This window comes from Pedobacter ginsengisoli, assembly GCF_030244015.1.
GTDB classification, from domain to species: Bacteria; Bacteroidota; Bacteroidia; order Sphingobacteriales; family Sphingobacteriaceae; genus Pedobacter; species Pedobacter ginsengisoli.
Genome location: NZ_JASSYX010000002.1, coordinates 1,005,664 through 1,023,143, shown reverse-complemented (window position 1 = coordinate 1,023,143; position 17,480 = coordinate 1,005,664). Strand labels below are relative to the sequence as shown.

20 protein-coding genes are annotated in these 17,480 nt (G+C 39.9%); 7 read left to right on the top strand and 13 right to left on the bottom strand.

Translation table 11 applies throughout. From position 1 onward, the window contains the following. The first annotated feature begins 51 nt into the window (after positions 1-51). Positions 52-735 (top strand): DUF4488 domain-containing protein, encoded by a 684-nt coding sequence (locus tag QEP08_RS11540; protein WP_285058138.1) that lies wholly within the window; start codon positions 52-54, stop codon positions 733-735. 57 nt (positions 736-792) lie between these two features. Here QEP08_RS11540 and QEP08_RS11535 read toward each other — a convergent pair whose 3' ends face one another. Further along, a complete protein-coding gene (locus QEP08_RS11535; RefSeq protein WP_285058135.1) occupies positions 793-2,082 on the bottom strand; it encodes a carboxypeptidase-like regulatory domain-containing protein in 1,290 nt (429 codons plus the stop codon). Then, complete coding sequence (locus QEP08_RS11530; RefSeq protein ID WP_285058131.1) at positions 2,027-2,752, bottom strand: hypothetical protein; 726 nt, start codon at positions 2,750-2,752, stop codon at positions 2,027-2,029. The genes QEP08_RS11535 and QEP08_RS11530 overlap by 56 nt, the downstream gene beginning before the upstream one ends. A gap of 145 nt (positions 2,753-2,897) precedes the next feature. Between QEP08_RS11530 and QEP08_RS11525 the strand changes: the two genes are divergently transcribed. Further along, on the top strand, positions 2,898-3,038 hold the full coding sequence (locus QEP08_RS11525; protein WP_285058129.1) for a hypothetical protein: 141 nt from the start codon (positions 2,898-2,900) through the stop codon (positions 3,036-3,038). Here the strand turns inward: QEP08_RS11525 and QEP08_RS11520 are convergent. The 4 genes from QEP08_RS11520 to QEP08_RS11505 all read right to left on the bottom strand — a co-directional run bounded on the left by QEP08_RS11520 (position 3,035) and on the right by QEP08_RS11505 (position 7,744). Further along, positions 3,035-3,508: a hypothetical protein gene (locus tag QEP08_RS11520; RefSeq protein WP_285058127.1), complete on the bottom strand. Its 474-nt coding sequence runs from the start codon at positions 3,506-3,508 to the stop codon at positions 3,035-3,037. The two genes, QEP08_RS11525 and QEP08_RS11520, sit on opposite strands and share 4 nt — an antisense overlap. Before the next feature lie 99 nt (positions 3,509-3,607). Beyond that, the gene (locus QEP08_RS11515; RefSeq protein WP_285058125.1) at positions 3,608-4,357 is read right to left on the bottom strand and encodes a phosphatase PAP2 family protein; all 750 of its coding nucleotides are present in this window, start codon (positions 4,355-4,357) and stop codon (positions 3,608-3,610) included. Positions 4,358-4,480: 123 nt separating this feature from the next. Then, the gene (locus QEP08_RS11510) at positions 4,481-5,314 is read right to left on the bottom strand and encodes a DUF4249 domain-containing protein (protein WP_285058123.1); all 834 of its coding nucleotides are present in this window, start codon (positions 5,312-5,314) and stop codon (positions 4,481-4,483) included. Positions 5,315-5,368: 54 nt separating this feature from the next. Continuing rightward, positions 5,369-7,744, bottom strand: a complete 2,376-nt coding sequence (locus QEP08_RS11505; protein ID WP_285058120.1) for a TonB-dependent receptor — start codon at positions 7,742-7,744, stop codon at positions 5,369-5,371. 301 nt (positions 7,745-8,045) lie between these two features. On the opposite strand from QEP08_RS11505, the gene QEP08_RS11500 reads away from it, so the two are divergent. Both QEP08_RS11500 and QEP08_RS11495 read left to right on the top strand, forming a co-directional pair. Then, positions 8,046-9,116, top strand: coding sequence for a sensor histidine kinase (locus QEP08_RS11500; protein WP_285058117.1), 1,071 nt, complete (start codon positions 8,046-8,048; stop codon positions 9,114-9,116). Positions 9,117-9,126: 10 nt separating this feature from the next. Next, positions 9,127-9,852: a LytR/AlgR family response regulator transcription factor gene (locus QEP08_RS11495; RefSeq protein ID WP_285058115.1), complete on the top strand. Its 726-nt coding sequence runs from the start codon at positions 9,127-9,129 to the stop codon at positions 9,850-9,852. A 78-nt stretch (positions 9,853-9,930) separates the two neighbouring features. On the opposite strand, the gene QEP08_RS11490 is transcribed toward QEP08_RS11495, so the two are convergent. The 5 genes from QEP08_RS11490 to QEP08_RS11470 all read right to left on the bottom strand — a co-directional run bounded on the left by QEP08_RS11490 (position 9,931) and on the right by QEP08_RS11470 (position 13,281). Continuing rightward, a complete protein-coding gene (locus QEP08_RS11490; protein WP_285058113.1) occupies positions 9,931-10,566 on the bottom strand; it encodes a DUF6266 family protein in 636 nt (211 codons plus the stop codon). Between the two features lie 338 nt (positions 10,567-10,904). Continuing rightward, positions 10,905-11,552 carry a DUF6266 family protein gene (locus QEP08_RS11485; protein ID WP_285058111.1) on the bottom strand — a complete coding sequence of 216 codons (648 nt, stop codon included), beginning with the start codon at positions 11,550-11,552 and terminating at the stop codon, positions 10,905-10,907. A 215-nt stretch (positions 11,553-11,767) separates the two neighbouring features. Continuing rightward, a complete protein-coding gene (locus QEP08_RS11480; RefSeq protein ID WP_285058109.1) occupies positions 11,768-12,346 on the bottom strand; it encodes a Crp/Fnr family transcriptional regulator in 579 nt (192 codons plus the stop codon). A gap of 28 nt (positions 12,347-12,374) precedes the next feature. Further along, positions 12,375-12,569 (bottom strand): hypothetical protein, encoded by a 195-nt coding sequence (locus QEP08_RS11475; protein WP_285058107.1) that lies wholly within the window; start codon positions 12,567-12,569, stop codon positions 12,375-12,377. Between the two features lie 73 nt (positions 12,570-12,642). Then, positions 12,643-13,281, bottom strand: a complete 639-nt coding sequence (locus QEP08_RS11470; protein ID WP_285058105.1) for a Crp/Fnr family transcriptional regulator — start codon at positions 13,279-13,281, stop codon at positions 12,643-12,645. Positions 13,282-13,447: 166 nt separating this feature from the next. On the opposite strand from QEP08_RS11470, the gene QEP08_RS11465 reads away from it, so the two are divergent. From QEP08_RS11465 to QEP08_RS11455, 3 genes are all read left to right on the top strand, one after another. Beyond that, complete coding sequence (locus tag QEP08_RS11465; RefSeq protein WP_285058102.1) at positions 13,448-14,083, top strand: hypothetical protein; 636 nt, start codon at positions 13,448-13,450, stop codon at positions 14,081-14,083. Positions 14,084-14,136: 53 nt separating this feature from the next. Continuing rightward, complete coding sequence (locus QEP08_RS11460; protein ID WP_285058100.1) at positions 14,137-14,805, top strand: DUF3885 domain-containing protein; 669 nt, start codon at positions 14,137-14,139, stop codon at positions 14,803-14,805. Between the two features lie 574 nt (positions 14,806-15,379). Continuing rightward, positions 15,380-16,192 (top strand): HEPN domain-containing protein, encoded by an 813-nt coding sequence (locus QEP08_RS11455; RefSeq protein WP_285058098.1) that lies wholly within the window; start codon positions 15,380-15,382, stop codon positions 16,190-16,192. 292 nt (positions 16,193-16,484) lie between these two features. On the opposite strand, the gene QEP08_RS11450 is transcribed toward QEP08_RS11455, so the two are convergent. Both QEP08_RS11450 and QEP08_RS11445 read right to left on the bottom strand, forming a co-directional pair. Beyond that, on the bottom strand, positions 16,485-17,003 hold the full coding sequence (locus tag QEP08_RS11450; protein WP_285058097.1) for a cupin domain-containing protein: 519 nt from the start codon (positions 17,001-17,003) through the stop codon (positions 16,485-16,487). An 11-nt stretch (positions 17,004-17,014) separates the two neighbouring features. Continuing rightward, positions 17,015-17,407 carry a DUF1398 domain-containing protein gene (locus tag QEP08_RS11445; protein ID WP_285058096.1) on the bottom strand — a complete coding sequence of 131 codons (393 nt, stop codon included), beginning with the start codon at positions 17,405-17,407 and terminating at the stop codon, positions 17,015-17,017. Positions 17,408-17,480 lie beyond the last annotated feature (73 nt).

The window sequence follows — 17,480 nt, the reverse complement described above, 5'->3', positions numbered from 1 at the left end:
GCTACTATTCTGCAATTTAGCATTATATTAGTTTTTCAAACCATAACTGATATGAAACGCTTACTCACAATCACACTATCAATGCTGGCCTGCATCAGCCTGCATGCACAAACAGTAAATACCCTAACAGGTACCTGGCAGATCAAAAGTTTCCAATACGGTGAAAATCCTGAAGCCAACGAAAAGAACTACAAGTTCAAAAAATATAAATCCTTTACTCCTACTCATTTTACCGTAGTGGAAGTAGATTCTGCATCCGGCATCACAACAACAAGCATTTTTGGGTCTTACAAACTGAATATTGATAAGTATGCAGAAAAGATATTGCATGTCAACAGAGAGTCTGCAGGTATGATCGGACAGATTTTCACCTTTACCCTGACTTTAGATGGCGAAAATACCATGCGCACAACAGGATCCTTCAATGGGATGAAGACAACTGAAGTATGGACAAGAGTACCCGCAAGTGATATAGACATCGCGGCGAGGAAAATCCCGCTTTATGTAATCAATAATGGAGATAAACGCATCATCCTAACCCCGGTTGAATATGCCGTGAGCCCGCTTTCGATCATTCAGCAAGAACACATCGCATCACTTGAGGTCCTGAAGGACAAAAGCGCCACTGACATGTTCCAGGACAAGGGCAAATATGGCGTGATCATTATCACGTTGAAAGAAGAAAATTTGGAAGAAGAAATCAAAAAATTAACCGACAAAGGCTATATCTTGTAATTCGACATTACCCGGACAGTTCCATTGAGCTTTCCGCGCCCGTCATCTCAGGGACTCCTACTCCTCCGGCTGATAATCAAAAGGCAGCTGGTCAGCCACACGCAGCGTTGCCCAGTACCCTTCGCTGATCACCGCATGCGGATCTGAAAGGTTCCCATGACTATCCACAAAAGTTTCCGGTACCAGCATCGTCAAAATAGAAGTTGATTTCTTTTTGTAAGTGACGAATATGGAATCATCAAAGGCTAGCCGGTAATTGCTGGCAGAAGCAGTCGCCGTTACCATATTTTCATAAGGAACCACTCCGGGATAGAGTATATTATAACCCATTTTGTTACCCCATTGCGTTGAACTGCCAGCTCCGGGCCCGACAGTCGTATCTTCAGGGGCATAATCTCTTCCGTTCCAGCGCATAGAAATGACCGTATCCGTCGATTTAAACTCATCACCCTGCCATCCCAGCAAAACAGAACGCATAGGATTACCAGGTAAGACCTTAGCCTTTACCAATTTCTTCACAATAAAGTCGTCTTTCTTTAGTCTATTATTGACCAGGGATCGCATAAAATGAATCGAAGAACCATAGTACGCTTGCTCCCTGTTTGCCTTCCACTTCTTTTGCTCTTTACTACTTTTAGGAACCAATTCCTCAAAACGGACATCACCCGAATACCGCGTACGGCCGGCATAATGCACAAACGAGGCCAGATCATAATACATCCGGTATCCCAAAGCCTGGTTCTCAATGATCAAAGGCCTGCCCGCTTCGGCAGTTAAAACATACGAAGTATCGTCGTACTCAAAATGAAGTGTTTTCGGGTTTTTGATATTGCATTGCAGACCTCCTTTTCCTAAAAAGAACATTTTAAACAGGGAGAAATACTCATCCCATTTCGGGTTGATCTTTATCGCAACTTCATCCAATAATTTTTCAGCCGGAGGCAACTCCACCATAAAACCATGCGGTGATTGTTCAGTTATCGCAACAGAAGCAGAATTGTACCCCACATAAGATATGATCAACTTATAATTTCCGGCCGGAATACCACTCAACACAAACTTGCCGCTATCAGAGCTCACCGTAGCCCTGGTGGTATGGTCCAGATAAACACTGGCCCCGGCCAGAGGCTTTTTGCTCTGCGCATCTATAACAGTACCTGTGATCCGCATAGCAGCGCTTTGCGCAAATACCTGGAAACAACTAATGAAAAACATCCCCGTCAACAGGATCCGGAAAACGAAATGTGAGCGTAGCATCATGTGGCGTTTGATGGTGGCGGTGCAAAAACCTCTACTGTTGGAAATCTGCATCAGTAATACCTTCATTTCTCCATTCGTCGCAGCCATAATACTGATCTCCCCTGATGTTGTATGGATAATTCGCACGCAACAGGTGATTGAACAACGCATTATAAATCGTGCTTTCATTGGTTTCATCAAAACGATTGTAGACCCCATCAATATAAGTAGTCAAGATAGAGAAAGGAACTTGCTTATGATGAGGATACCGTTCGAGAATTACCTGCTTTAACTTCAGAAAGTGTACTTCAAACTCTTTGTAAGGAGAAGCTGTAATTGCGTTTACCGCGTGATAATTATAAGGGTATGGCTGCCGTTCTTCTTTCAATATGGTCTCATCCGCACCATAAATGGTATAAAAATCTCCCAGTAAACTCACAGCAACAGATAACTTTTTAACCTTTGTGAGTTCCGGCAATTCGGTCTTTTCAAGGATCAGGTCAAAACTGAAGCAAGGCTGCTGACCAAATGAAGTACCCTGTACCTCAAGGCCAAACTGCTCCTGAAGTTTGCTGGTAAAACTTTCATAGCGTGCTTTGAAGTTTTCCATGTTGTGGAAGTTGTCGGCCAGGAGTGCGACAAACTTCTTCTGTCCTTCATATTCTGTGTACAAAACGGGATAAGCATATCCGATGCCGATTGGATAATAAGTTTTTATGGCTTCATAAATTGGCCAGAAGTTATGGGTTTGAGGGTTGAATGCAAAGTAAGATTTCATAAAAAGCATTTGATTTAAGAGCTGTTTGATTTAGGACCTGTTTGATTTAGGACCTGTTTTATTTAGGAGTTGTTTAATCAAGAGCTGCTTTAGTAATATTAAGATAGGTATTTTTCTATTTCCAGAATCTTTTTATCTTTAAGCTATGGAACCTAACGACCTCAAAAAACTAGACCGGATCCCAACCAGCGACAAGCCCTGGTATTTCCGCACACCATTCTTCGGAATCATATGCTTTGTGATCGTCATTATTTATCAGATCTTAGAAAAATACCTGAAATCTTAAAGAGACTTCCTAAGCTCCGCCCTCATCTCCTTCTCTTCCTGTTTGCTTTCTTTAAGTTCCTGTTTGCTTTCTTTGAGTTCCTGCTTATATTCTTTCTTTAGCTCTTTAAGTTCTCTTTTCAACTCTTTTTTTGCTTCACGTTTTTCCTTAGCACTATCAAAAGTATCAGACTTAAATTCCCTAATTAGTTCATTCCTTTCAATGGCATAACTCATTTTTGCCATTGAAGAAGGCATGTCGCCAGGATCAGTAACGGTTCCACCAGACACTGTTTTCAATACCATGTCCGAAACCTCTTTCGGAACAACATTTTTCATGGTCTTCTTGAGTTGCCTGGTTTCTTTGGGAGTAAGGGTTTTCCTGGCCGTATCGGTCAGGGAAGCATGACAGGAAGATGGCAAAGCAAAGGCAGAACCGGTAAACAGCAGACTCATTGGAAGCACTAAAAGCGCAATAAAGATAGATTTCATAATAAAAGAGGTTAAAAAGGGCAAAGTGTTAATTGATTGAATATAATCAAAATTTATTAATATGAGTACAAGTCAATTAAGAAGTCAATTTAACCTGGTTCAGAATGTCATTGATAATCCCAGTCCATACGCTCTTCCATTATAAAAAGGCATAACAACCCCATTTCTTTTATCATTTTCTTTGAAAATCGTCTTCTTAATTAATGGATGAATCCAATAAGCAACCTTAGTACTTAAAATTCCGATTCCCGCTCCTGTAGCAACATCAGTAAGCCAGTGCTTTTCGTTGGACATTCTAAAAAGACCTGTGCCAGCAGCGACGGCATAGCCCGTAATACCATACCAATCCGATACATCTCTATATTCCTGACGTAAAAATTCGGCGCCCATAAAAGCCGTAGCAGTATGCCCCGAAGGAAACGACCTGTTGTCCGAGCCATCTGGTCTTGTCACTTTAGAAGTTCTTTTTATAAGGTTTACAGACCCCCCCATTAGGAGATATGCCGTTGCCAAAACAATGGTCCTATCTTTAAAATTATTTTTTCCATGTATGCCTAACCCATTTAAGGCATATACAGATAAGAACGCACTGTACTGAGCATAATCGTCCCAGTTTACTTTCTTATCATCATGGTCCCTGAATTCATTCTTTGTACTGATATTGATATCCTTTAAAGCAGGGCTTACAAGACCTACAACCCCATATCCGATTAAAGCAGTTGGAATGATGAGCGATTTGTATTTGAATTGAATGTTTTCATTGGTCTTTGTTGAGTCAATTGAAGCGCTTTGTCCGTCAACCTTTAAAACGGATAAGAGCAGCAAAAGCACAATTATTATTTTATTCATTTATTGTATTCATTTAGGTTATTTATTTTATCATTTAGGTTATTCAATCAAGCACAAAAACGTCGTGCCTATATGCTTATGGCATCGCCAATTCCCGATCTTTACCACACGCACAAAACTTAATTACTTAATCGTATAGATTTTAGAATCAACCTCTGCCAGTCTGAAATAGCCAAAAGCGTAATTTTCGCCATTGGTCTGATTGACAATATTACCGCGGACAGCACTTGGAGTTGTAGGGAAAGGATTGCCATCATTACCAGAAGCTAGTATTAATTTGAACATGTAATTGTAATAGCTTCTTGAAATTCCGTAAAGTTTAAACTCTACCTGGTCCCCGGTTTTAAACTTTTCATGAGAAAAGGACTCCTCCATTAAATTACCATCACGGTGTTCATCATCTTCAACTTCAAGCTCCGGGAATGGCGAATACGGCTGTCTGATACTGTTTAGATAAGAATTTGCCTGACTTGCATCATCCTTATAGGAAAACGTGACTTCGATTTCATCACCCATTTCACCTCCCTCATTGTTCTGAACAATATGATCCTCAATTTTAGGAACAGCGGTAAATGTTTCCGATGCAGTATAGGTCTCTCCGTTTAAAACAATTTTTAAGTGATAAGTCTGCCCCATAACAGGAAGGAAATTGCTGCAAATGTATTGCCCTGTACCAGGAGTTTCTACAAAACTAAAAACCGTATTCGACGCGTTTGTTACCGTAATTACTGCGCCTGAAACGCCTGGGAATTCCGGGCTGTAATAACCCGTTGTGGTCGACAATACAATCTTTTGTACATTGCCAGCAGTATTTTTCATCCAATCCATAGACGCATCTACAACCAATCTTGGCGATGCTGTCTTAAGCGGCACATTGATGGCCTTCTCGCATCCTGTCAAAAACAGTCCAACAAACAGTCCAACAGAAATAATTATAATTTTTTGCAGTAGTTTCATTTTTATCTTTTTATAAATAGGTGAGTTATTTTAATTATAAATAAGTGAGTTGTTTTAAAATTTTACGTTGTAGGTTACACTGGGAACAATGCCAAAAATGGATACCCTTCTGGTCTCACTTGTTCCCGTATCCTCATTCTGTCTAAAAGAATACGACGCCGCATTGTTTCTGTTGTACAGGTTGTAGATACTGAAATTCCATTCCCCCTGCCATCCTCTTCTCTTGTCGGGTTTAGGCGTATAAGTTGCAGATACATCAACACGGTGGTATGCAGCTAAAGAATTTTCATTCCTTACTCCATAACTCGCAACGTTAATGCCCTGATACAGGTATTTCCCATCCGGAAATGTTGCCGCTTTTCCACTCTGGAAAGTTAGAATAGCCCCGAGCGACCATTTCCGACTCAAAGCATAAGCACCCGTGACAGATAAATTGTGCAATTTGTCATAATTTGCTCTGTACCATTCCCCGTTATTGATACCCGGTTCATCTGTATTCCTTCCTGGTGTTCTTTGTTCAGCTTTAGAAAGCGTGTAGGAAACCCAGCCCGTCAGCTTTCCTGTATTTTTTTTGAGCATCATTTCCAGGCCATGCGCTCTTCCCTCTCCGTTTAATAGCACGCTTTCTATTGCATCTATTCCCAATAAATCCGCGCCGTCGATATAATCCGCTTTGTTCTTTACTTTCTTGTAGAACGTTTCCGCTTCCAAAGAAAACTTATCGTCTTTAAAATTGTGAAAGTACCCCAGCGCAACCTGATCTAAAATTTCCGGTTTAAGGTACTGGTCAGAAGGCGCCCATATATCAAGCGGGCTTGCAGAAGCCGTATTGGAAATTAAATGAACGTACTGGCTCATTCTATTGTAACTGGCCTTGATGGATTGATCATTGTTTATCGAATACACAATGGCAAGTCTGGGCTCCAGATTGCCAAAACCCGCTATCTTTTTGTTTTTCAAATAGTTGATTGTTCCCGTTGGAACAGCCTCTTCATAAATATGAAGCTCCTTATTGTAAACAACCGGCAGATTATTGGCATAAGTGTACACCTCCTGCGCGCCCAATCTTTGAAAATTACTGTAGCGAAGTCCATAATTCAGCGATAATTTGTCAGAAAGGTTCTGTTCAGCACTGATATATGCAGCATTTTCAAAAGCATATTTCTTGGCCAACTGGTCAGGATGGACACCTGAACCCGCATCAAACGGCCTGATTGTACCAGGATTAAAACTGTAATAAACTGAATTTACACCATAATTTAAAGTCAGGTTATTCGAAAAATAATGTTTAAAATCATATTTGAAATTGTAGTTCTTTACCTCAGCTTTCCAGTCCAGACCAGCCGATCTTACTTTAATCTGGTAGTCATAATCACTGTAAATGGCCGATGCATTAGAGAAAATCTTGTCTGAGAAGATATGGTTCCACCTGAGGTTAAAAAGTTTGTTACCGTAGGTGTTTATAAAACTGTTATTAAAATTCAGGTTGTCGTTGCCAAAATATCCTGATACAAAAACATTGTTTTTATCATTGAATTTGTAATTGAACTTGGTGTTCAGATCGTAGAAATAGGCTGAATTGGGTTCATTTGCCATTTTCAAAAAAAGATGCGCATAAGAACCTCTTCCCGCAACCACAAAAGAACTTTTATCTTTAACAATAGGCCCTTCAACAAGCAACCTGCTGGAGACCAGTCCGATACCCCCGTTTACATGAAACTCCTTGTTGTTTCCTTCTTTTTGATAAATATCCAGTACTGACGATATACGCCCGCCAAAATTAGCGGGAATCCCTCCTTTGTAAAGCTTCAAATTCTTTATCACATCAGCATTAAAAACAGAAAAGAAACCGAATAAATGCGAGGTATTGTAAACAACGGCTTCATCAAGCAGTACCAGGTTTCCATCAACAGAACCTCCCCTGACATTAAACCCCGATGCACCCTCCTGAGCATTGGTAACCCCCGGAAGCTGTAAGATCGACTTTAACACATCCACTTCACCCATCACGGCCGGCATCTTTTTTATAGTGGCAATAGACAGTTTATTGGTGCTCATTTCAGGTTTCCGGATGTTTTCCTTTGTGGTGTTGGTTTTAATCACTACTTCACCCAGAGTTTTACTGTTTTCTGTCAGTCCAAAGTTCCTTTTGGTGTTTTCGGTCAGGGTGATGGTTTCCTCTATATTGTCAAAACCCACATAGCTTATGACAATGGTATAAGTCCCTTTTGGCAATGTTGTTGTATAAAACCCGTAAGAATTGGTAGTAATGCCTACTTTCGCTTCCGGAATGTAAATATTTACGCCAATTAGCGTTTCCGTGTTGGACTTATTAGATATAGTACCGCTAAGGGTAACTTTTTCCTGCGAATACCCATGGACTACAAAGGCAAAAAAGAGTATTAGAAACGATGGAATTCTGCTTTTCATTTATTAAAGTTTTGAGTTAAGTTTTTGAGTTAAATGTTTCAATTTTCAGCTAAAGTATATTTCTGCAGAACCCGCATATTTTATATAGACAAAATGCCTTACTTTATATATTAAAGCAGCTTTTACATCTAGTAAAATAAAAGCACACTAAGCTTTCAGCGACGGAAGCGCGGTTTTTAGCTCATAGCAAAGGTTTACGCGCTTTAAATCTTATTTTGGTATATTATTAATGTGCTTTTGTATAGTAAAAATTTATATATCCGGCGTACTGCTAAATTTGCTCGAAATCTAGAACAGGTTTATGAATAAAACTTTACACAGAAAGACCATGGATGCCAACTGTATCCTACAGCTGATCATTTCAGAGAAATACCGGTTTCAACGACATTTGTTACTCATCGCCTTTTGTATTGTAGTGTTGTATTACAGTCCGCCAGATTACATAGAACCCTTCGAAACCTATAACAGACTGGCTATCTTTTCGCTGATCATTTCACTGGCCTACAGTAACATGTATTTTTTTGTGCCTAAATTTTTATTTAGAAAGAAATACCTGAGTTATGGTCTGTTTGTGTTGTCAGGCATGATTCTCTCCTTTTACATCCATGAAGTCTTTTCCAGTTACTTTAAATCTGATTTACTGCCTTACGAGGATGACAATATTAATTTTTTTACCTTTTCCTTCATGATCGTGGTGCTCATTATCGCATCGGCAGCAGTTAAATTATTCCAGCAGTGGATAGCTGACGCCCAACTTATCCATGATCTGGACCTGGCAAAAACCAATGCAGAACTGGAACAACTCAAGAATCAGATCAATCCGCACTTCCTTTTTAACATGCTCAATAACGCCAATGTATTAATTGAAGACGATCCTAAAAAAGCATCGCAGGTCTTGATGAAACTAAGTGACCTGCTTCGTTATCAGCTTTACGACAGCTCGAGAGATAAAGTTTTATTGACATCAGAAATCCATTTCTTAGAAGATTTTTTAAACCTGGAAAAAGTCAGACGGGACAATTTTAATTTTTTAATATCCAAAGAAGGAGAATTGAGCGGTATCCAGGTTCCCCCCTTATTGTTCATTTCATTTGTCGAAAATGCGGTAAAACACAACAATGACTCAGCGAAATTGTCCTATGTAAACTTGTTTTTTAATGTTTGCCATAATGAGCTCTTTTTCAAATGCATCAACTCAAAACCTGCTGTAAAAGCAGTCAATAAATCCGGAGGCCTAGGCCTGGCCAATATTAAAAGAAGATTAGAACTCCTGTTCCCTTCCTCACATGATTTGAAAATAGAAGACAATTCGGAAACCTACTGCGTTACCCTAAGGCTTACCCCAGGGACCAATCATGATGCCAAGTATTAAAAATTATAAAATGAACTGCATAATAGTCGACGACGAGCCATTAGCAAGAAAAGCAATCCAAAAACTGGTTAACGAGACAGAAAACCTGGAATCCATAGCTTCATTTAACGGAGCAGAGGCCACAAGAGAATTTCTGGCAAAAAATGCTGTTGATTTAATATTTCTTGATATTCAAATGCCAGGAGTGAATGGAATTGACTTTGCCAGAACCATTCCTAAAACTACTTTAGTGGTGTTTACTACCGCTTTTCATGAATTTGCATCTGAGAGTTATGAAGTCGACGCTATTGACTATCTGATCAAACCTGTAAAATTAGAGCGCTTTCAAAAAGCGGTAGAAAAAGCGCAGACGTATTGTAAATTATTCCATACCGACCATACAAACAGCAATATAGAAAACATAACCGACGATTATATTTTTGTAAGGGCAGACCGCAGAATGTTCAAAGTATATTTTAGTGATATACTTTATATTGAAGGGTTAAAAGACTATGTAATCATTTACCTGGAAAATCAAAAAGTGATTACACTGATGAATATTAAAACCATTCATGATCTGCTTCCCAAAAGTTCTTTTGTCCGAGTCAGCAAATCGTATATTATCAATGTCAATAAAATAGATTCTGTAGACAACAATACGGTGTATATCGGAAAAAACGAAATACCGATTGGCAATATTTATAGAGATTTCTTTTTTAATGAATTTGTGACTAAGAAACTCTTGAATAAGCAATAAAAAGTACTTTTTGACTAAATAATTGAAGCATTTAAAGTCGTCCTGTCTGGATATAAATTGAACCCGTTTTGGATAGATTCAATTCAACCTGCCCAGATAGACACTATTAGAAACACGCTTACCATCAGCAGCAACAAAGGCAATATAAACCTCCATAGGCTCAGCCAATAGCTCTTCCGGAAGAACCAGCAGATCCGTCCCCACTTTCCTGCTGGCACCTTCAAGCGAATAAACAGCAGAACCCAACACAGGAAAATAAGCCAGCAGCATCGCCCTGTCATTTTCCCTCGGATAAGGCATATCAGAAGGGAATAACCAACCAAACCTCAGCCCCTCAGCAAACAGATCAACCGAAGCCCCGGCAGCAACAGGCAAATCCCCCTTACTGACGAGAACCTTACCATAATCGATCATAAAAGAAGGAAACACACCAACAACCCCATTTATCTTATTATAAGAAACTGCCCTGTTGTATGGATTACTCTTTTCCGGCCAGACATTAAGCAAAAACCCGGTATTAATAAACTCCGATATCGGCTTCAAAAACAGATTTACTAAAGTCATTTTAGCCTGATTGGCCAATTGCGCTTCAGATCTCGGTTTGACACTTTTACCAGCATGCCTTACTACATTTTCACCATTTAAAACATAGAAGACCATATCTCCTACCTTCCCTGTAATACCGCCAAACGAACCATTAATTAACTTTCCCATAATATTAAAGTTTATATTTTTTTTCAACAACAATCGTCATTGCGAGAGTTCGTACGGCCAATGCAAGAACTCTAAATCGTCATTGCAAGAACTTATACAATCGTCATTGCGAGGCACGAAGCAACCTCATCATGCAGGAGAGATTGCTTCGTGCCTCGCAATGACGAATTACCTATCTCGCAATAACGATCGTTCAAACTTGCGCAATGACGATCGCTTTTCTTTTCTCTTTCCAATAAAAATGGTGTCTCCGATGGGCATAGGTGGCATGCGCCCTTCAGCGCATGAGACCCGAGCCCTAGAGGAGATCACCATTTTTAACTACCATTTTTAACCCCTTACTGCACTACCGTAGCACCCATATAGATGCTATCGCTCGCCATTTTGCCATCAGCAGACACAAAGCTCATGTACACATGCACATTGTCCGTACTAAAAGTAGATGGCAGCACCATGTCATAGCTCAGCGCACTACGCAGTGCCGCACCGACAGCAGTTACAAACAACTGCTTAGACGGATTGTACACCACAAAAGTAGCCAGGTCAGTAGGCTCACCAATACCATTGGCAATAGCGGCCAGCCAGCTAAAATCCAGCTGCGCATCAATCGTAGTAGCCATCGAAGCCAGATACGACAAGCCAAGCCTGCCTTTACTGTACATCAGCTCCGGATAGTCGATGGTAAAATTGGCAGCAGTAGTACCGGTTACCGCATTTTTGTAATTGTACACAAAAGCCGCATTAAAAGCAGACTGTTTTTCCTTGTGCGCATTCTGAAAACCAACCCTGATGAGCGGACTGATCCAGCTCAAAAAACTAATCACCAGCCCAAATTTAGCACGTACATTTAACTGCGGCACCGTAGGCGGATTATCAGAAGGGTGAGGTAACGCTGTAACCACATTCTGTCCGTTAGTCCAATGACCAACAGCAGGACCAACTTTCTTTTGGAACCCCCCAAGGAGCCCCCAAACTTGAATTCCCATGATCAAACATTTGTTGGAATAAAACAATAAATTAATTATACCACCTGCACACCAGTTTCGCATCACCGACCCCTTCCTTGAAAAAATCTAGCTACTCAGGTACCAGATGGTAATGTCAAAACTACAGCAGACCAGAAAAATAAAATGCGACATTTGGCTGCAAAAAAACGGGACAAATGTCCAATAAACAATGCGACATCTGTCTCAAACAGACCTTAACTACTACTTCTGCCCCGTTCCAGAGACTTTTTACTAATCCCCAGAAAATTGCTCATTAACTGCTTACTGATCCTGGGACATACCTCCTTCTTCACCTTCACACACTCATTAAACAGTTCCTCCTTGCGAATCAGCAGCAGATCAACATGAGCAGTAATACTCAAAGAAATCTCACTTCTGATGAGGTCCGTGTGGTCCCTTGCCTCCGGAAAACGCTTATAGATCAGATCCATATCACGCTTATAAATACTCAATATCTCCCCCGGCTCCAGGGCCTTTATATAATAGCGGAAGTTATCAGTATCGTCATAAAAATCGACAGGCAGCATCATAAAGTCCCCATCAGTAAAAAAGTCCAGTTGCTGCTCTTCACCAGAATCCCGAAGGTAATACAGCTTAAAAAGACCCCTGCCAATGAAATGAAGCTCATTGGCTTTCTTGCCAGGAGACAACAACAGTGAACCTCTGGTTATTAAGCGGTAGCGATAGGAATGGTCTTCTTCCAAAAAAGACCTGTATGCCTTACTTAGCTGTCTTAGCGAATCCAAGCGGTCTATGAGTTTGCGTTTCAACATATAGAGATCAATTAATTCAGACGGAACATCAATGCAGCGCCTCCCTGGCGGCCCACAACTCCAAAAATTCCTCTTCTATACGGTCATATTCGCCGTAAATGAACTCTACAAACTCGTCGTCCAGATCCATATCGGGCTTATAGTCGCACATGTCTGCAAATATTGTCCCTAGAGATACAAGCTGGTTCACAGGAAGCAGCTCGTGTAAACGATATTGTTCCATAATGTCTACTGCGTTAATTTAAAAATTAACACCAGGAAACTTTAAATCAAATTCACAAATGTGAATCGAAATGCTACTTCCTCAGGTGCTCATCTGAAAAGCCACCCTCCGTTCTGATGCGACTTAGGCTACCTTTATTCAAGCCTATGTAATTGGCGATATGCATTAACCAGATAAAGGATTCCACTGAAAGGCCAAAAAAATCCAGGAAAGTCTCATATCCTGTTTTACCATCTACCTTGCACATCTCCAATTTCTTCAGCCAATCGTGCTCAGCAGCCGATATGATTGCCAAGGCAAGTAACCCTACCTCCGGCATTGCAGCTACCAGTTCTTCAAAAGACTTGCGGCTAAAAGCCACCAAAGTTGTGCCTTTGCTGATCTCGACATAAAAATCTACCGGATTACGGTTCATATAACTATCGACCGGCAGCCATATTTTGCCTGGCAAAGAAATCTCAATTGTTTTTTGATCGTAATGTTCCCGGTCTTCTTCCCTTTTAAACGCTTTGAAACACCTGATGTAGCCTTCTACCGGCCAGAACGCAAAATCGGCAACGTCTCCGGGACTTAAAATGATCAGATCTTCTTTGACCGTAAAAGGCGCCGAGAGCAACGGACGAACCAGAACTGGAAACTCAGCCGGGATCTCCGGCATTTTTCCAACCAAATGAGCAATGAGCTCATCGTGGCATTGATGATGATATAACATAAGCGTTAATAATAAATTAGTTAACGACAAGTTATACAACTTTTAGCTGTAAAGCAACAAACTGCGAAAAAACACAGTTCTAGTTAACAATTGCGGAGCATTGAGCAAACAGCTCTCTGTTGACTTTTTATTTGAATGAACTTATATACTTTAACTATCTTAGAATATGAAGTTTTCTAAATCGCTCAGCATCTTTGTATTGATATGGATAGCAACATTGCCAGTAAGCGCCCGGCAAAATAACACAGAAGATCCGTTATATATCTATTTGCGTGATAAGGCAGATTCTACACTGGTTTTCCGTGATATAAATACATGGGGTTTGGAGGCACCACATTTTGTTATATTGGCAAAAAAGAGGAAAAAGATATCTTTTTATGAATATGTAGGTCATTCAGCTTTGCGAGGTCAATGGATCAAGGATTTCACTGCTGTTCAAAAGAAACTCCGGAGACTACGCCGGGTTTTGATCACGAAAGTGACCCCGAAAATGAAGGAATATTTTGCGATTTACCCCATAAGCTGTGAAGAAAAGACATTACTTTGGAAAAGTACATTAGATACAGATCCATGGGGCATTGCTGATGATAAGGTTGATGGAGAGGGCTGCCCTGTTGCTGAGGACAAGAAATTTTATAGGATTCATGATGCTGGTGGTATGAGTCTGGCGCTGATCACCAGAAACGAAATCAGAGGATTGGACTTTTACGCACCATATCATTACGAAAAACAATGTCCGGGACGAAAGGGCCGTGCGGCAATCATTAAAATTGCGACCTTGTTTACAGCGCAGACGAAGTAGTGCGGTATACGCTCAAAATCTTTCAACCATTTGATAAATTCGCTATGATTTAAATGAAAAAAATAACGACAACTAAAAAGTACAAGCAATTCCTCAACGATTATTTTAAAGGACTTACAATAAAATCCTCTTTATTTTTTAACTGGAATAACGGCTTGCGTTTTGATCTTCAGAAAGATGAAGTAGGTACTGATGAATATTTTGATGAGGTACATAAACGTTCTGTTGCGCTGTTTGAAGCAGCATTCAACCTGGAGGACGACCTCTTTATTGTTATAATAGATTATAGATATAAGCGGCGTAAAATAAGACTGGGTAATTATTGCTTTAAACAAATTGGCGACTTAGACTGCAGGCATATCGGCTATCAGAAAATGCATGGGCTCTACGATCGAAACGATAGTTACGACATCAGAAATATTGCTATAGTCGAGTCCATCACTGAAAAGTTAAAATACAAGAACATCCTAAAAGCAATAGGAAACACAGATTTTTCAGAGCGGCAGCCAAGACTTGACAAAAATGGCGTTTTAACTTCGAAAGAAATATACTTCCTAAATATTGACAAGAAAGTAATCTTTCACATGTATGATGATAGGGGATTGGACATAGTTGCTCACGATCCTGAACAATTGCGCCCGATTTATAATAAATTTAATGATTGGTTACTTGAAATCAACAAAGAGAAAATGGATAGTCTATTTAATACCAACAAAGGGTAACCATTATTAAAAATCGGGATATGGGCCTAAAAAATAATTTTTAATGTATATTTTAATTGTCACTGTCATAATGCTTTAAGGATGGTTGGGCGATTTTTATTGCATTTTACTACCGCTCATAACTTCAGTTGGTATAAGTTGGCCGTAATTAAAAGAATATTCACATTTAAAACATAGATATAGAGAGTTAATATTATAATTTTGCCAAATCTTCAAAATATTTGAAGCATTTAGCACCAAGAGCTTTGTCTAGTAGAAACTGGTAATTTTGATAGACGACAAAGGGATAGGTGAAATAGTGCTCGCGTGTTAAAACGTGGGCCTATCTATTCGTCGTCACGGTATACCAGTACCTTACTAGGCGTTTAGGTAGGTACCCACGTTTTTGCATTTGTATGGGTTGATATAGATTGATTGTGTTAATTTTCATAATATCAATTGCTTTATAAAGACCAGTAGTTCATTAGGTTATCGTCGATGGATCCGAAACGCGCTACTGATATACATGATAACTAAAACCGGCACTTCCTTTAAAGTTCAATTGTAATATCAGTTCTGATAATTAATTGACGGTATGGAGCAAACATTAGAAAAGCAAATTCATGTAAGGGATATCAATTATCTCCTTCAAAAGGTAGTAGATAAATATGATCCATTGCAGATTTACTGTTTTCACAAGGATGAGCAATCGAGAAAGGTGGCTGGCTGCTTTGGTGATTTCCCGGATGCCGGACATTGTGATTATTGGTTGTTGATGGTTACAGAGGGTCCTTCCCGGATTGAAAACGCCATACAGGATTTCGTCAACGCGCATTATGAATTTGGGAAAGTAACTATTCTTGCCCATGGCAAAGAGGGTATTGACAAATCTATCAATGATGGTTACAAGTTCTTCACAAATGTATTTAATACCGGTAAGTTGCTTTATAACAGGCAATTTTTCATCTATACATTGGTTCCTTATCCTTCAGTCTCACTTAGCGATCAGGAAAGATTGAAGCAAAGATTTAATAATGGTATTTCCAGAGCGGAAGGCTTTCTACATGGCGCGATAGAGTGTCTGAATAGCAAAAAATACAATGTATGTGCTTTTATGCTGCATCAAGCGGTTGAGCAGTCTTGTATAGCGCTGATCGGATTGCACATGGATTATAGATGCGATATTCACAATCTACACCGATTGTTGATGCTGTGCAGGTGTTTCAGTGATGTGCCGTATATGTTGTTTATTACCGGTAGCGAAGCGGATGAGATTGTTTTCGAAAAACTGGTCAAGAGTTATAGTAATGCCAGGTACAGGATGGATTTTGAGATTGAAAAAGGAGAGATCGGTTTACTAGTTCTTAAGGTTTCGGAGTTAGTGAAGAATTGTAGTAGAACAAAGTAGTTAGGTTCGAGCCCCATAACCAACCCCAGAAGGAATTGGTTACATTCAATCTAGTTGAGCGCTAATTTTTACGTGCCCCGTTAATCAATTTAGGGCTAGTAGGCCGGAAATGGAATGGATACTTACCTTTCAATCAATTATTTATAATTTTAAATAGATGAGTAGAGAAGACGGAATGTCTTCGCTCATTCCACAAACAAAGATTATGACATTATGAAAAATGTGTAGTTCTTTCAAAAAAATAGAGCCAATTTTCTCAGCTCCATTTTTTTGGTCATTTGGCTCACATTGATTATTTGCGCATCGGTATCATGTCCTTGACATTCAATGAGTAACTGTCATATTCCAGGTATAATTTTTGAAACGCCTCTAAATCCCCTGGGCTTTCCTCAAGCATTTTGTACATTCTTCTGAAGAAATCCTCGCGGTTATGGCCCGGTGTAAATAACATGGTCATCTTTACAATGCCATCTGTATCATTGTTGTAGCCATGGCAAGTAAGGCGGGGCAAGTGCACAACAGACCCTGCTTCCACTTTTGTTTCTCCTTTGCTTGTCAAAACAGTAAGTATTCCTTCGTGTATGACAAAGGTCTCATCCATGACCTTATGGTAATGCAGTTTTGGCCCGCGGGCTTTCGGCGCCATTTCGATCTCATAAAGCCCGAATTGATTTCCGGTTAGAATCGTGGGTACGATTACCGTCAGCTTGTTACCATGGCTTTCAAAGTGTTCATTTTTTGAGGATGGAACAATAATAGCCTCATCATTCCAGGCAGTTTGTAAAGTCTCCCCCAACATCCAAGTGTACATAATTCAGTGATTTAATGGTTAGGTATTTGTTCTGTCCATATCTGTTTACCTGCTTTGTCAAAATAGGTACAGATCATTTTTTCAATGGATACTTCCCATTTCTTTACACCATTCGCAGCACACATTTTTATAAAAGTTAAAAAGTCAGATTTACCTTGCTGGTGGGCTGCCAGTTCTGCCTTAAAATGAATGATGTTCGCCGCGTCGGCAACTGCAATTGATTCATATTTTGCCGGCACTGTTGCTGAGTGACCACCGGCCCCATGATAGTCCGTATGACCATCCGATACGTAGGCCTCATAATGAGTTACACCTAATGATTTTATTTCCTGGATGTACGCAGGAAAGTCTGCCCCTGATTTTACCTTTCTGTGGGCTGCACAGATTTGTTCTACTGTAAACATTCTTTTTCCGATTTAATTGTTCTAAACTCCTGATCAAAATTTCAAACTAAATTGCTGGAGTTGCCAGTTCAGC